Below are 14,552 nucleotides of genomic sequence, written 5' to 3' on the forward strand. Positions count from 1 at the left end.
ATAGCTGTCATCAAACGAAAGCTGCCATTTCTACCAAAAGAAGAATTTTTATCAATAAAAAATTCAAATAATATTTGCTCTTTAACATAGAAATCTTTGTGTTTAAATAAAAAATAATAATGAATACACGACAAGAAAAAATGGAAGCTTTTGGAAGGCTTCTCGATATAATGGATGACCTTCGGGAAAAATGTCCATGGGATCAAAAGCAGACTTTTGAAACACTTCGTCATCTCACTTTAGAAGAAACTTATGAATTGTCCGACGCGCTTCTGAATGAAGATTTATTAGAAATCAAAAAGGAATTGGGCGATGTGTTGTTGCATTTGGTTTTCTATGCAAAAATAGGTTCAGAAAAGGAAAGTTTTGATATCGCTGATGTCATCAATTCTTTGAATGAAAAACTGATTTTCCGTCATCCTCATATTTATGGCGACACCGTTGCGGAAGATGAAGAAGCGGTAAAACAGAACTGGGAAAAACTGAAACTGAAAGAAGGAAACAAATCTATTTTATCGGGTGTGCCGAAAGGTTTACCTCCAATCATAAAAGCTTACAGAATCCAAGATAAAGTAAAAGGTATTGGTTTCGAATTTGATTCTGCAGACGATGCTTGGGAGAAAGTGAGAGAAGAATTGCAGGAATTTCATCAAGAAACTGACAAGGATAAAAAAGAAGCTGAACTCGGAGATGTTTTCTTTTCTCTCATTAATTACGCAAGAATCTCTGGGCTGAATGCTGATACAGCTTTGGAAAGAACTAATTCGAAATTTATTTCAAGGTTTCAAAAAATGGAAGAGTTGGCTTTGTCTAAAAATTTGAGCCTTGCCGACCTTGACCTTGTTGAAATGGATAAACTATGGGAAGAAGCCAAGCTTTTTGAAAAATAATTTTTGCTTTGATCTTCCCTAAAACTTGTCAGGCTCAGGCTCTCGAAGCCCCATAAAATATATCAGGCTGAAGTAGACTTTATCCTAAGCTTGACCAAAAGAAGCTCATTTCTTCCATTAAATTAAAAATAAATACGGCTCTAGCATTTAATTTGTATATTTGATTTAATTAAAATTTAAAACACATCAAACTATGAAAGGTAAAGGTTGTATTGTATTAATTGTAATCGTTGCATTAATTGCACTTGTCGGATTTTGGGCAGTTGGAGTTAGAAACAGTTTTGTAGGACAGGAACAGACTGTCAACGCAAAATGGTCCAACGTAGAAACCGTTTATCAGAAAAGAGCGAACCTGATTCCAAACTTGGAAAGAACGGTGAAATCTTACGCTAAATTCGAAACAGAAACATTGACAAAAGTAGTTGAAGCAAGGTCAAAAGCGACTTCAATCAACATCGACCCGACTAATATGACTGAGGCTGATATGGCAAAATTCCAAGCAGCGCAAGGTGAATTAAGCGGAACATTGAGCAGATTGATGGCAGTTGTAGAAAGTTATCCAAACCTGAAAGCTGACCAGCAATACATCAACTTCCAGAGAGAATACACAGCGATTGAAAACAGTATCCGTTCAGAAACCGTTTATTATAACGATGCGGCGAGAGAATACAATACGAGAATCAAAACGTTCCCAAATAACGTAATCGCGAACTTCTCCAACTTCAAAGAAAAACCATATTTCAAAGCTGAGGCTGGCGCAGAAAAAGCACCAAGCGTATTTTCAGAATAATGAATCATTTTCTTACAGATACAGAGATGGCTTCCCTAGTGGAAGCCATCAAAATAGCTGAAGACCACTCTTCGGGCGAGATTCGTGTGCATATCGATTCCACGGCTGAAGATGATTTTGCAAAAAAAGCGTTTGCGATTTTCCGCTCTTTGGAAATGCATTTGACTAAGGAAAGAAATGGCGTTTTGTTTTACGTCAATTTTGAACAGCATTATCTCACGATTATCGGTGATGAAGGCATTCATAAAAAAGTAAAACAAACATTTTGGGATAATCTTCACGATGAGATTACTTCCGAATTTGCAAACGAAAATTACTACAAAGGTCTGAAAGATGCCATTTTGAAAACAGGACTTGAACTGAAAAAATATTTCCCTGTAGTTGGGGAAAATATCAATGAATTACCCAATGATATCAGCTTCTCTTAAACGATATATTTTTGCATTATTTCTGATTTTTGGATTATTTTCCAAAGCTCAATTAGTGCCGGAAAAACCCGCGGTTCTCTATCCTGTTTATGATAAAGCTAATTTGCTGTCGGAAAGTGAAAAAGACGCGCTGAATCAAAAACTCATCAAGTTCTCCGATTCTACTTCTACAGAGATTTTAGTCGTAATTGTCCCGACAACCAGTGGCGAAGATGTCAATTATCTCGCAACGATGTACGGAGAAAAATGGGGAATCGGACAAAAAGGTGTTGATAATGGTGTGGTTTTCCTGATTGCGACGGAAGATAGAACAATGTCAATTCAGCAAGGTCGTGCTGTTGAACAATATTTAACGGCTTCTGTTGCAGGACAGATTTTGGATTATCTTGTAACACCTGCTTTCAAAAAAGGAGAATTCTATAACGGGATTGACCGTGGAACTTCTGCTATTATGGAAGCAGTTCAAGGGAAATTCAAACCGATTGTTAAGAAGCAAAAGAACGAAGGCGGAATCAGTATTAGCGCTATTATCCTAATTATAATTGTCATTATTATTTTGATAAGTATAATTAATGGAAACAATGGTGGCGGAAACTATGACGACGATGACTACACACTCTCTAGAAGAGGAAACCGAAGATACAGAGGAGGATTCTTTCCATTTCCGGGAAGCTTCGGCGGAGGTGGATTTGGTGGCGGAAGCAGTGGAGGTGGAGGCTTCGGTGGTTTCGGCGGAGGCGGCAGCTTTGGCGGAGGCGGTGCCTCTGGCGGATGGTAAATTGACAAATAATTATATAATAAAACTCAGATTTTTGTCTGGGTTTTATTTTTTACCTTTTTTTTGAATTAATCGCTTTTGTAATTAATAAAAGCTTTAGAAATATAAAATATCTTTTTAGGTTTGAAGACGTACATTTCTAAGCACTTTTCATTAAGAATACTTTGTTATAAAGGATTTAAAAACTCAATTCCTTTTAGAATTTGTTATCCTCAAAACTAATAATTTGACGGTGGTTATCAGAAATTCTTAATGCGAAATTAAGTTTTGCCTGAATGGAATTAATCCAATCGAATCCGGGCAAATTATTCATCTTAGACAAAGTTTCTATTGCTTCATTAAGTCAATTCAGCAGGATTAAGAGGTGTTTTCAGAATTGAAAACTCAGGATCAGAATAGCGGTAGTAGACTTTTCTTCCATCTTTATAACTTTCAATCGGTGCATCATAACCAGCTTCACTTTTCATGAAATTTATATCATCAATAATCTGTTTGCGAGAAACTGAACTTTCCGTTCCGTAATGGTTTGAAAGCACACTAGAACAATAATCAATCAGATCTTGGATAAAATATCTTTTGAACTGATTTGAAAAAGCATTTATCCAATGCTTTGTATCGGATCTGTGCGTTTTTATTCTGAGCCATTTTGATTATTAGTGGAATTACCAAAAATAAGAAAAGCAAGTGCGAGAAAAAAACTATAAAAAAGCGTTGATTAAAAAATTAAAATTGTTTAACGCCTAAAATGAAGTACAAACTTAGAAAAGTATACTTCTGATATCCAAAATCCTAACCTTAAAAACAAAATCATTATAAAATTTCGATTATTTCAATGAAAAAATCGCGATCTTCAAATTTCAAATGAAAAAACTATAATTACAAACTGTCAAAAAAGTAGACCACTTACACTCGGTTCACTGGTTAATGTTATCTACGAAAATGAAGTCTGATCATGCTGTTCTTAGATTATTTACTCAATTCCTTCGCCAGCATCTCCGCTTGTTTCAATACAGTTTCCGTAGCGAGCAATTGCATATCAGGAGGATAGCCATATTTTCTTAGCAATCTTTTCACTGCTACTTTCAGCTTTGCCCGCACGCTCTCTTTGATGTTCCAATCAATGCTTGCGTTTTGTTTTATTGTGTTGGTTAATTCAACTGCAAGTTCACGTAACTTTTCTTGCTGAAGCAATTCTTTAGCACTATCATTATTAGAAACTGCGGTATAAAAAGCATACTCGTATTCTGTTAAGCCTAACTTTTTAGGTTCGCTGTCTAACTCGACTATATCCTTACTTAAATGAATTAATTCATCAATCACCTCTGCAGCTGTTAAAATTTTATTATGGTAGCGATTAATTGATTGCTCCAACATTTCCAGTAACTTCTTACTTTGCACTAAATTGGTTTTAGTTCTGGATTTTATTTCATCATTTAGCAACTTCTTTAAAACCTCTAATGCGACATTTTTGTGTTGCATATCTTTCAATTCCATCAAGAATTCATCTGATAAGATAGAAATATCAGGTTTTTTAATACCCGCTGCATCGAAGACATCAATTACTTGATCGGATACTAAAGCTTGATCAATTACTTGACGAATGGTGGTTTCAATTTCTTCATCTGTTTTGCCTGATCCCGTACTATCAAACTTAGCCAATCTCGCTTTCACGGCTTGGAAAAAAGAAATCTCATCTTTGGCATCCATGGCTTGATCATGTGGTATAGCAATGGCAAATGCTTTTGATAAAGCGGTCACTTCATCTATGTATCTTTTCTTGCCATCCTCTAATCCTAAAATATGATCTTCGGCAGCTAAAATCATCGACAGTTTTTTGGATGTATCAGCATCAAAATAATCTTCATAAGGGAAACCATGATACATGGCAGAAATCACTTCAATTTTTTCCAACATGATTGCGACGGCCTGTTCTTGTGCCACTGCTGGATCACCTTTCCCTCCTGCGTCTGAATAGAAAGCTAACGCTTTTTTCAAATCGGAAGCAATGCCTAAATAATCGACGATTAAACCTCCTGGCTTATCTTTATACACACGATTGACACGAGCAATCGCCTGCATAAGGTTATGCCCCTTCATAGGTTTATCGATATACAAGGTATGCATACTTGGCGCATCGAATCCTGTTAACCACATATCACGAACAATCACTAATTCTAATTCATCATTCGGATCTTTCATACGTTCGGCCAACATTCGACGCTGTTCTTTCGTTGTATGGAATTTAGCTAATTCTGGACCATCCGAAGAAGCGGAAGTCATAATAACTTTTATCTTTCCTTTTTTCAAATCGTCCGAATGCCATTCAGGTTTTATAGCAATAATCGCATTATACAATTCTGCCGCAATTCTACGACTCATCGACACGATCATTCCTTTCCCTTGAAATACTTCCTGTCGTTGTGTAAAGTGATTGACAATATCAGTTGCTATATTTTGTACACGTTGTTTGCCTCCTATTAAAGCTTCTAACTGTGTCCATTTACTTTTGGCTTTTTGAGTTGATGTTAAATCTTCTTGATCTAATTCATCATCCAACTCTTCAACCAATTCTTTTCCTTCTTCGGTTAATTTTACCTTCGCCAATCGGCTTTCATAGAAAATACGAACTGTTGCTCCGTCTTCAACAGCTTGCGCAATATCATAGATATCGACATAATTACCGAAAACTGCTGGTGTATTGACGTCTGTACTTTCTATAGGTGTTCCTGTAAAACCTAAATACGTCGCATTAGGTAAAGCATCACGCATATATTTGGCAAATCCATAGACGATTTTTTTTCCTATTACATTTCCCTTCTCATCTTTATCATCAACCGTTTTAGCACTAAAACCATATTGTGTCCGATGTGCCTCGTCTGCTATGACAATGATGTTTTCTCTAGTAGATAATGTTTCAAAAACGTTTCCTTCTTCGGGTTGAAATTTTTGTATCGTCGTAAAAATTACCCCTCCCGAATTTACCTTCAACAAGTCTTTCAATTGCTTACGATCCGTTGCTTGAACAGGATCTTGACGCAATAATTGTTTAGAAGCCGCAAAGGTGTCAAATAATTGATCGTCCAAATCATTACGGTCAGTTATCACTAAAACCGTTGGATTATCTAAGGCTAATACAATTTTACCTGTATAAAACACCATAGATAAGGATTTACCCGAACCTTGTGTATGCCAAACCACACCACCTTTTCGGTCGCCTTCAGGTTGGTTTTTAACGCCTGGTAAACCATAGCTTTCAGGAGATTCCATTACTAAATTCCCTAATGTTTGTTTTGAAACAAAACCAGAAGCTCTTTTAGTAGATTCCACTGCACGATTTACGGCATAATATTGGTGGTAAGCTGCTAATTTCTTTACCGTTTGTACGGTAACAATTCCATCTGCATCTTCTTTTTTGAATTTCTCGAAAACCACAAAATATCTAACCAAATCCAATAATACGCTTGGTTGCAACATTCCTTTAATCAATGTTTCTAACTGGCTGATTTGTTTTGATGCTTCGGAGATACCATCAGTGGTTTTCCAAGCCATGAAACGGCTCAAACCTGCTGAAATAGTCCCTGCTTTTGCTTCCAATCCATCAGAAATAACCGAAAAAGCATTGAAAGTAAACAAAGATGAAATCATTGCTTTGTAGGTTTCTATCTGGCGAAAAGCAGATTGAATGCTGGTTTTATCATCCGTAGCGTTCTTTAATTCTATGACTACTAAGGGTAAACCATTAACAAAAAGAATAATGTCTGGTCTTTTATTGACGCCATTTTCTACAATAGTAAATTGATTGACGACTAAAAATTCATTGTGTAATGGATTTTCAAAATCAATTAAAAACACACGATCCCCTCGTTCTTGCCCATCTACACGTTTGGTAACCGGAATACCCTCCGTTAGTAAACGGTGAAATGTTTCGTTATTGGATAACACATCAGGGGAAGCAATGCGCAAGATCTGCTTCACTGCATCTTGTTGTGCATCAAGAGGAATCATTGGATTAATACGACGAACTGCATTTTCTAAACGTTGTTTTAGCACCACCTCTTCAAATGATGTTCTTTCCATATCTCCTGCATCAGGAGCTAATTGAACCCCATTGATATAGGTATATCCTTGGTGTTCTAATAATGCTATAGCGAGTTTTTCAATTTCGTTTTCTGTCATATCATTCGTTGGAGTTATTAAAGTTTAGTTTAAGAAAAAACGGCCTTCCTTGTGAATAATGTATGATTTCTTTCTTTTGTAAACGTCCAATAATTATAGCAGGATGTGTATTGAATTTCTTAGCAAATTCCACAATTTCTCTCTCTGTCAGATCTTCATTTTTCAAAACTTCATTTTCCTGCTCTTCAGAAAACGTGTATTTTACAGCAAAATCATCGGCTTCCTGCTCTTTCTGTTTATCATAATCAGAATATTCTATATCTTCTAAGAAGATCTCTTTTTTACCGTGTAATAAAACGTGTCCAATTTCATGGAAAAAGGTAAACCAAAAACGATCATTTTGGTTATAACGTCCTGTTAGTTGAATTACAGGATAATTATTGATCCAACGAGTTGATCCACTAATCGGTGCTTGTTTTACACAAGGCGTATAAATTACTTTCACACCCGCTCTTAGACACAATTGCTGTAATTGTACAAAAAAATCTTGTGGATGTATTGCCATTACTTTTTTAATTTTAGGCAATTGCTCTAGCAACAATTGCTTATCAAAAGCTGGCGCTTCCATGCTATTGGCTTGTAGTTCACCTTGACGTATCCAAGCTGATAAGGCATGGGGATTTTTAGTATTGTGCAATGAAATTCGAAAAGCAACCTTTAATTGTTGCTTGTAGAAATATTCTTCCCAAGCTTCAGATGAGCTTAATCCAAAATACTTAAATAAGTGAACGACTTTTTCCTCTACTTTTCTTGTAGGTATTATCCAACCTAATTTTGCTATTTCGGCATAAGGAAATTGAGCAGCCCAATCTTTTGCTAAGTCAATAACAGATTGTCGCTTTTGACGAGCAATATATTCGTCATACTCATATTGCTGTTTTAACCAAAAACGGGCAGGAATTTGCAATACATCTTCAAATAAAATAGCCATATCAGAGGTAATCGCACTTTCTCCTTTGAGTACCGCATTAATGGTTTTTTCTGGTTTACCTGTCCGAATAGCAAATTCTTTAGGACCCATGTTTATTTCTTCTAATTTTTCAGCTAAAGTTTCTCCAGGATGGAATGCGATATCTAGAATGAATTCATTTTGTGGCATCATGACTTACTTCTTTAAGTGTTATTAATGATAATCTTTAATTTCAATAACCTCTACTCCAAGTATTTCTACCCAAATATATTTACCGTGTTCGTCTGTAGGAATAGGGTTTTCATGTGGTTTGAAAATTAAACGATAGGGATGGTCTAAGTCGCATGCCCATTGCCCTTTTCTATCACCAACGAGTTCATGGAACCGTCCTGGCAAATGCCTCACATCTTCTAATGTTTCTGCAACCCTCAAATCAGATAAACGTTGAAGTAACTTTTTACCTCTAAGCTGCCCTAATTCTTGAAAACACTTTCTTTGATCGTTGGCTATCTTTCTTAATTTTTTATCACCAAATGTTATATTCACTGCAAAGATACAATTTTTATATTATTTTAGATAACACTTCCTGTCAATTATTTTTCACAAACTTAAATCTTTACCCTCACCTCGCCACTCATTAACTTAGGTAATAAGGTATCGCGAAGTTGGGTTAGGGTTTGGATTTGAAATTTATTTTGATTTATTTTCTTATAATTATTTGATACTTGATCATTAAATTTTAAAACTAAATCTTCTTTTGGCATTTTATATTTATTTTCAAATAATAGTGATTTATAATCAAGATTTTTGATGCCTGAACTTCCATTTTCTAAATTGAAAAATTCATCCTGATCATATAAGTATTTTAAATACAAATACACAAAAAATGAATAGTTTGAATCTTTTATTCTAATTAATCTACAAAAATTTGAGAATACTAAGTCTTTACCAAATAATGATTTTATCTCATTATTTATAAAATATGCTCTACCAGTAGATTGATTTTCTGTACCTCCTGAAATTTCAATTATTATATCTCCTTCTTTTGGTTCTATAGATTGGAATTTCTTTTCTTTTACAAATCTTATTGGAGTTTTGGTTGGAATCCCAATTAAAAGATCAGCAATATCAGTTCCTCTAATACAATAAACTTCTTTAGTAAATTCATCTTGGAGAGTTTCTTTCCCCCAATCTCCACCAACTGTTTCATTAATCCATTCAGAGAATGGAAGCTCCTCCCAATCCTCTTTAGCTTCTTCAATAAACCACTGACGGAATAAAGTTTCCGCCAAAGCCTCTAAGGTTTGGTTTTGTTGGTGTAATAAGTCGATTTTATCATCCAAACTCGACAATACCGATGCAATGGCTTTTTGCTCATAAGCATCTATACAAACATTAAATTCAAGAGAATTTAATAATGTTTGAGTAACTAATGGATGACTTGAACCTCCTGCATATTGATTTAAATCTAAATTCTTTAGGAAATAATATAAAAACTTAGTATCATAATTATCTTTTGGCTTTCCTGACAAAGCATTATCAGAAATCCAAATTGGACGATTATCATAATAAACCGCACCACAATATGCACCGACTCTACCTATTATTAAGGTTTCACCATCGTAATTAGAAGATTCTGTATATGATAAAATACCATTACCTCCATAGACAGGAATTAACCCTTCAGAATTTGGTCTTTGTTTTCCATTACCAAACTTTATTAATTCCTCTAATTTAACCTCCTTCCAATTATTCTCCATCCTTCGGCAATTCAATTTTCAATAAATTTTCAGCAATTATGGCGTTCAATTCTGCTTCTTTGGCTAATTGTTCTTCCAAAGTTGCTTTTAGCGAAGTAAAACGTTCTACAAAGTTGAAATCATCTTCTTCATCCGGTAAACCTACATAACGCCCAGGCGTCAATACATAATCCAACTCCGCCACTTTAGATACAGGAACCGAAGCACAGAAACCAGCTACATCTTCGTACTGACCATCGACATTACGCCAATTGTGGTAAGTAGAAGCAATTAAGTCGATATCTTCTTTGCTTAACTCACGGTTTCGGCGGTTGATGAGATGTCCTAAATTACGGGCATCGATAAACAAGATTTCGTTTTCCGTATTACGGTATTTCGCATTTGGTACTTTTTTACGACGCATAAACCACAACGCCGCAGGAATTTGCGTATTCAAGAACAACTTCGCAGGTAAGTTGACAATACAGTCGATTAATCCTTCTTCGATTAAGTTTTTACGGATTTCTCCTTCACCCGAAGTTTTAGAGGTTAAGGCTCCTTTTGCCAATACCACCCCTGCTTGTCCTGTTGGCGCCAAGTGATGGATGAAATGTTGCAACCAACCAAAGTTGGCATTTCCTACAGGTGGTGTACCAAACTGCCAACGCGCATCGTTACGCAACAAATCGCCTGACCAATCGCTCACGTTAAACGGAGGATTCGCAATGATATAATCAGCTTTTAAATCTTTATGAGCATCGTTCAAAAACGAACCTTCTGAGTTCCATTTTACGCCCGTAGAATCGATCCCACGAATGGCTAAATTCATCTTCGCCAAACGCCAAGTGGTTTGGTTGGATTCTTGTCCGTAAATTGAGATATCATCAATACGACCTTGACGCTCAGTTACGAATTTCTCTGACTGCACAAACATACCCCCCGAACCACAACACGGATCGAATACACGCCCTTTGTAAGGCTCTAGCATTTCTACCAACAACTCTACTACCGAACGAGGCGTGTAGAATTGTCCTCCTTTTTGCCCTTCAGCCAATGCAAACTGTCCTAAGAAATATTCAAATACGTGTCCTAACACATCGGCAGAACGCTCCTGCGTATCGCCAAAATTAATGTTACCAATCAAGTCGATCAAATCTCCTAAACTGGTAGGATCCAAATTTTGTTTGGCATATACTTTTGGTAAAATACCTTTTAGTTGTGGGTTTTCTGCCTCAATTGCATCCATCCCATCGTCCACAATCTTACCAATCGTCGTTTGCTTTGCCGAGCTTTGTAAAAACGACCAACGCGCTGATGGTGGCACAAAGAAAACGTTTTCTGCCGTATATTCTTCTCTATCTTCTGGATCTGCTCCTTGCTCGATTTGTGCTGTTAATTCTGCGTGTAATTTCTCAAATGCAATGGATATATATTTTAAGAATATCAATCCAAGAACCACATCTTTATACTCCGCTGCATTGATGTTTTTACGCAACTTATCCGCTGCTTTCCACAACGTTTTTTCTATGGTTTCTTGAACTTCTTCTTTCTTCTTTTTAGCCATTTGCTTTACTTAATTTTATAAAATAATTTAATTGCTAAATATACAACCTGCAATCGAAAGTAAAAAGAGGAAAAGTATAAATGAGTAAGTAACTAAATTTGTTGAAAAGAAAATATTTTTTTTTGAGATTGAAAAAAAACTATTCATTAGAGAGGGATTGCAGCAAAGTAATGAAGAGGTATGCGTAGTTTGCATTGAATCGCTTTATTTCAGTATGTTTTTTCTGGTGAAAAAAAATAAAAAAAGTTTTTAGCAAAAAAGAGGTTACTTATCTTACTCACCACTTTAAAAGAAAAACGGTGCATTTGGCACCGTTTCATTTAATCGTCAATATGCGAAGAAAGATATTAATATAATTCCTTAATTTTCAAAGCGATAAAGTGTTTTTAGAATATTTTCAACTCTATTTAATTCATTTTCAATTTCATTTTTTCCATTTAAATTTCCAATCAAAAATGAACAAATGAAAAGTTGGTTATTTTGAACTAGATACCAATATTTATTTCCTCATTATTTTTATTCTCAACGTAATAAATTCCTTCAACATTTTTCCAATTGATTTTTTCAGCATTTTTTTCAGTTCGCATTCTATTTAGATATTCTGTTGAATTTTTCATATCATAATTCATTGGAGTTATTCTCAAATTTCCTGTCCCTTTAGTAGTATCAAAAAATGCATTTGTATTTTTTTCGTCAGTTTCGTATTCACTCCAATTTTCAGAAAGTTTTATTTAATAATTATATTCAGAATTAAATCTTTTTCCATTTTTTTTGAACAACTGTTGAAAATTACGAAAGTCAAAATTATCAAAATTTGATATATATTCATCTTCAATTTTCTATGCAAAATTTTGGTAATGCGATTGCCGATAACGGTTCGGGCTTTGCGAAGGCGGGGATTTTCATCACAAAAGTTCAATCGAAGAACGAATGTTGAACCTTTCACAAAGGTTTACGGACTTCGGTTTCTGTTGAAATCGGAAGGTTTGAGCTACGATTTTCTAAGTCTTCCGGAAATTAAAAGAGAGAAAAAACTGCCTGTAGTGCTTAGTAACAGGAGGTTTGGCAGATACACCCACAAAATCGCAGTCAGCAACCAGAGAATCAGAAAAATTGATGCGGAGACGGTCACTTTTTCTTACAAAGATTACCGCCAAAAAGGCATCAAAAAGCAGATGGTTTTGAGCCACGAGGAGTTTATCCGCCGTTTTGTGATGCATATTTTGCCCAAAAGATTTGTGAAAATCCGTCATTATGGTTTTTTGAGCAGCACTTGGAAGCGTATCAAGCTTAAAAATCTACAACAAAAATTAGGCATCCAGCCTAAAGAAAAGCTTCCGCCAAAAGTTTTTCAGCCGAAATGTAGTTGTTGTAAAGTTGGAAATTTGGTAACGATTGCCACGTTCGATCTTCGAGGTCCGCCAAGTTGGTTTTTGGAGATGAGCCGAAATTTACCTGCTCCTAAATCTGCATTTTAGCGGATTTGGGTAAGGGATTTTATGTCTAAACGTGAAAGAAAACACAATAAAACCAAGAAAAAACCACCAAAATCGCCCACAAAAAAAGAGACTCTTCTCAAAGTCTCTTGTATCTCTAAAAATCTTTTGTCGATAAACCCATAGTGTGGGAAAATACCCAGCAAAAAGCTCCCGAAGCTTCCGTTCAACAAGGTTTTCATTGTTCGTGCTTCGCACGCAACGAAAACTTAGCTATTGTAGGAAGTGTCTTTAAAATGGTTGAATGTCTAAAATTAAATTACCTTTTTCAAATTCAACTTCAATACTCAATCTCTCATTTTTGTGCGTTTGATCGTAAAAATTGAACAAGTGTGCCTTTGGGTTTAATTGCCATTCCTTTTTTTCGATTTTGCAGATTAATATTCCGTCAGTAATTTTTTTTGCACACTCAACTTTATTTTTCATTATTCTATAAAATTGAACCTTATTTTCATAATTTGTTAAAACATTTTCTGACATTAAAAAAGGTATAAAGTTTTTTAAGTCAAAGTTTCTACAACAAATTATCATTGCGGTTAAAACTTCTTTATGATAATCTTTCATTTTAGAAGATAAATGAAATTCCATAAAATACTAAACCTAATATAATATATGTAATTGCTTTTGCACTTAATGTTCCAATCTGATATATCTTCATATTTGGCGTGATAAAAAATGCTAAAAACTGTGAAATGACAAAACTAAAAACAAGATTTAGTAAAACAATCCAATACCATTTCCAAGAAAGTAATTGAAATAAAGGAAGTAAAGCTAGAAATATGCTTACTAGAGCTGAAATTATTCCAAGAGGTTTACTTAAAATCGGATTCATTCCTGCATTCATTTTAGTTCTTATAAATGAACCATATTCTAAAGGTAGCAAATTATCAACTGTATATTGAAAATCCTTGTCATAGCGACACATATTATCATAGCGTCTCGCTGTATCACGAAATAAACCATTTGGGTAATGAAGGGCTAGAAAAGATAAGATTAATAGAATTGTTTCCATAAAAGTTATTTGATTTTTAATATTTTAACGTGTTTTTTGATGGCATTTCCTACAACGGAAAAAGTATTGGCGAAGTGCGGGCTAAATTGGACGAAAAGTTCAATTTCAGACCAAACGAAGCCGATGCTTTTTCAGATTGTTAAAATTAAGGAAAAAAAACAATATGAAAAGCAGCGGCGGATAAATATTTCAAATCTTTCTATTACACATTTAACCCCGCATTTTGCCAATACTATGTTGAACTATACCTTCGGTAGCCCCGTCTGCATATTTTTGATTACTTTGTAAAACTAATTAAAAATCAATAGAATGGCAACAAAAAAAAGAGTTTAGAAGAGCTTCGAGAAAACAAAATCATCAATCAGGCAAAGCGTGAAGTTCCGGGATTTGCGGAGCTTTTGCATAGGTTTGAACGTACGGTTTCTGTATTGGGAAGAAGCCAAAGTACCTTTCAAAATTACTCCAGACACGTGGCTGCGGTGTCGCTACATTTCGGGAAAATTCCTACAGAATTGGATCCCGAGCAAATTCACGATTACCTTTTTTACCTTCAGAAAAAATCTAAATCGCCTTCGCAATCGTATTTTAAACACACCGTTTACGGACTTCGATTTCTGCTTAAATCGGAAGGTTTGAGCTATGATTATTTGAGTCTTCCGGAAATTAAAAGAGAGAAAAAACTGCCTGTTGTGCTCAGTAAGCATGAGGTTTGGAAGATGTTGTCCTGTTGTAAACTTTTAAAACATAAAATATTAATCGGGTTGCTTTA

14 protein-coding genes and 1 pseudogene are annotated in these 14,552 nt (G+C 35.1%); 6 read left to right on the plus strand and 9 right to left on the minus strand.

What is annotated here, in order from left to right; translation table 11 throughout:
* Positions 1 to 119: 119 nt before the first annotated feature.
* From mazG to DRF58_RS16240, 4 genes are all read left to right on the plus strand, one after another.
* Positions 120 to 890 (plus strand): nucleoside triphosphate pyrophosphohydrolase, encoded by a 771-nt coding sequence (gene mazG / locus DRF58_RS16225; protein WP_116036915.1) that lies wholly within the window; start codon positions 120 to 122, stop codon positions 888 to 890.
* Between the two features lie 193 nt (positions 891 to 1,083).
* The gene (locus DRF58_RS16230; RefSeq protein WP_116036917.1) at positions 1,084 to 1,680 is read left to right on the plus strand and encodes a LemA family protein; all 597 of its coding nucleotides are present in this window, start codon (positions 1,084 to 1,086) and stop codon (positions 1,678 to 1,680) included.
* On the plus strand, positions 1,680 to 2,108 hold the full coding sequence (locus DRF58_RS16235) for a TPM domain-containing protein (protein WP_379883757.1): 429 nt from the start codon (positions 1,680 to 1,682) through the stop codon (positions 2,106 to 2,108). Before DRF58_RS16230 ends, DRF58_RS16235 begins: the two co-directional genes overlap by 1 nt.
* Positions 2,089 to 2,886: a TPM domain-containing protein gene (locus DRF58_RS16240; protein ID WP_116036922.1), complete on the plus strand. Its 798-nt coding sequence runs from the start codon at positions 2,089 to 2,091 to the stop codon at positions 2,884 to 2,886. Before DRF58_RS16235 ends, DRF58_RS16240 begins: the two co-directional genes overlap by 20 nt.
* A gap of 338 nt (positions 2,887 to 3,224) precedes the next feature.
* On the opposite strand, the gene DRF58_RS18955 is transcribed toward DRF58_RS16240, so the two are convergent.
* The 7 genes from DRF58_RS18955 to DRF58_RS18960 all read right to left on the minus strand — a co-directional run bounded on the left by DRF58_RS18955 (position 3,225) and on the right by DRF58_RS18960 (position 11,892).
* The gene (locus DRF58_RS18955) at positions 3,225 to 3,353 is read right to left on the minus strand and encodes a helix-turn-helix domain-containing protein (RefSeq protein WP_262510774.1); all 129 of its coding nucleotides are present in this window, start codon (positions 3,351 to 3,353) and stop codon (positions 3,225 to 3,227) included.
* A 499-nt stretch (positions 3,354 to 3,852) separates the two neighbouring features.
* Positions 3,853 to 7,062 carry a type I restriction endonuclease subunit R gene (locus DRF58_RS16250; RefSeq protein ID WP_116036926.1) on the minus strand — a complete coding sequence of 1,070 codons (3,210 nt, stop codon included), beginning with the start codon at positions 7,060 to 7,062 and terminating at the stop codon, positions 3,853 to 3,855.
* A gap of 1 nt (position 7,063) precedes the next feature.
* Positions 7,064 to 8,164, minus strand: a complete 1,101-nt coding sequence (locus DRF58_RS16255) for a HigA family addiction module antitoxin (protein WP_116036928.1) — start codon at positions 8,162 to 8,164, stop codon at positions 7,064 to 7,066.
* 21 nt (positions 8,165 to 8,185) lie between these two features.
* Complete coding sequence (locus DRF58_RS16260) at positions 8,186 to 8,518, minus strand: type II toxin-antitoxin system RelE/ParE family toxin (protein ID WP_116036930.1); 333 nt, start codon at positions 8,516 to 8,518, stop codon at positions 8,186 to 8,188.
* 62 nt (positions 8,519 to 8,580) lie between these two features.
* A complete protein-coding gene (locus DRF58_RS16265; protein WP_116036932.1) occupies positions 8,581 to 9,732 on the minus strand; it encodes a restriction endonuclease subunit S in 1,152 nt (383 codons plus the stop codon).
* Entirely contained in the window at positions 9,722 to 11,275 is a 1,554-nt protein-coding gene (locus DRF58_RS16270) for a type I restriction-modification system subunit M (protein ID WP_116036934.1), read from the minus strand. Before DRF58_RS16270 ends, DRF58_RS16265 begins: the two co-directional genes overlap by 11 nt.
* 485 nt (positions 11,276 to 11,760) lie before the next feature.
* Entirely contained in the window at positions 11,761 to 11,892 is a 132-nt protein-coding gene (locus DRF58_RS18960; protein WP_262510775.1) for a hypothetical protein, read from the minus strand.
* Positions 11,893 to 12,339: 447 nt separating this feature from the next.
* On the opposite strand from DRF58_RS18960, the pseudogene DRF58_RS16280 reads away from it, so the two are divergent.
* A pseudogene (locus DRF58_RS16280) lies at positions 12,340 to 12,753 on the plus strand (transposase); the annotation flags it as partial.
* A gap of 249 nt (positions 12,754 to 13,002) precedes the next feature.
* On the opposite strand, the gene DRF58_RS16290 reads toward DRF58_RS16280, so the two are convergent.
* Together DRF58_RS16290 and DRF58_RS16295 are read right to left on the minus strand one after the other, a co-directional pair.
* On the minus strand, positions 13,003 to 13,335 hold the full coding sequence (locus tag DRF58_RS16290; RefSeq protein ID WP_123902436.1) for a hypothetical protein: 333 nt from the start codon (positions 13,333 to 13,335) through the stop codon (positions 13,003 to 13,005).
* Between the two features lies 1 nt (position 13,336).
* Positions 13,337 to 13,783 (minus strand): hypothetical protein, encoded by a 447-nt coding sequence (locus DRF58_RS16295; RefSeq protein WP_116036942.1) that lies wholly within the window; start codon positions 13,781 to 13,783, stop codon positions 13,337 to 13,339.
* 398 nt (positions 13,784 to 14,181) lie between these two features.
* Here DRF58_RS16295 and DRF58_RS16305 point away from each other — a divergent pair.
* Positions 14,182 to 14,552 (plus strand): phage integrase N-terminal SAM-like domain-containing protein (locus tag DRF58_RS16305; protein ID WP_394338500.1); only part of this gene is annotated, 371 nt, incomplete at its 3' end.

It is taken from the genome of Epilithonimonas hispanica (genome assembly GCF_003385395.1).
GTDB classification, from domain to species: domain Bacteria; phylum Bacteroidota; class Bacteroidia; order Flavobacteriales; family Weeksellaceae; genus Epilithonimonas; species Epilithonimonas hispanica.

Coding starts and splice junctions, on each gene's coding strand:
- mazG (WP_116036915.1), top strand. CDS start 120: ATGAATACACGACAAGAAAAAATGGAAGCTTTTGGAAGGCTTCTCGAT.
- DRF58_RS16230 (WP_116036917.1), top strand. CDS start 1,084: ATGAAAGGTAAAGGTTGTATTGTATTAATTGTAATCGTTGCATTAATT.
- DRF58_RS16235 (WP_379883757.1), top strand. CDS start 1,680: ATGAATCATTTTCTTACAGATACAGAGATGGCTTCCCTAGTGGAAGCC.
- DRF58_RS16240 (WP_116036922.1), top strand. CDS start 2,089: ATGATATCAGCTTCTCTTAAACGATATATTTTTGCATTATTTCTGATT.
- DRF58_RS18955 (WP_262510774.1), bottom strand. CDS start 3,353: ATGAAAAGTGAAGCTGGTTATGATGCACCGATTGAAAGTTATAAAGAT.
- DRF58_RS16250 (WP_116036926.1), bottom strand. CDS start 7,062: ATGACAGAAAACGAAATTGAAAAACTCGCTATAGCATTATTAGAACAC.
- DRF58_RS16255 (WP_116036928.1), bottom strand. CDS start 8,164: ATGATGCCACAAAATGAATTCATTCTAGATATCGCATTCCATCCTGGA.
- DRF58_RS16265 (WP_116036932.1), bottom strand. CDS start 9,732: ATGGAGAATAATTGGAAGGAGGTTAAATTAGAGGAATTAATAAAGTTT.
- DRF58_RS16270 (WP_116036934.1), bottom strand. CDS start 11,275: ATGGCTAAAAAGAAGAAAGAAGAAGTTCAAGAAACCATAGAAAAAACG.
- DRF58_RS18960 (WP_262510775.1), bottom strand. CDS start 11,892: ATGAAAAATTCAACAGAATATCTAAATAGAATGCGAACTGAAAAAAAT.
- DRF58_RS16290 (WP_123902436.1), bottom strand. CDS start 13,335: ATGAAAGATTATCATAAAGAAGTTTTAACCGCAATGATAATTTGTTGT.
- DRF58_RS16295 (WP_116036942.1), bottom strand. CDS start 13,783: ATGGAAACAATTCTATTAATCTTATCTTTTCTAGCCCTTCATTACCCA.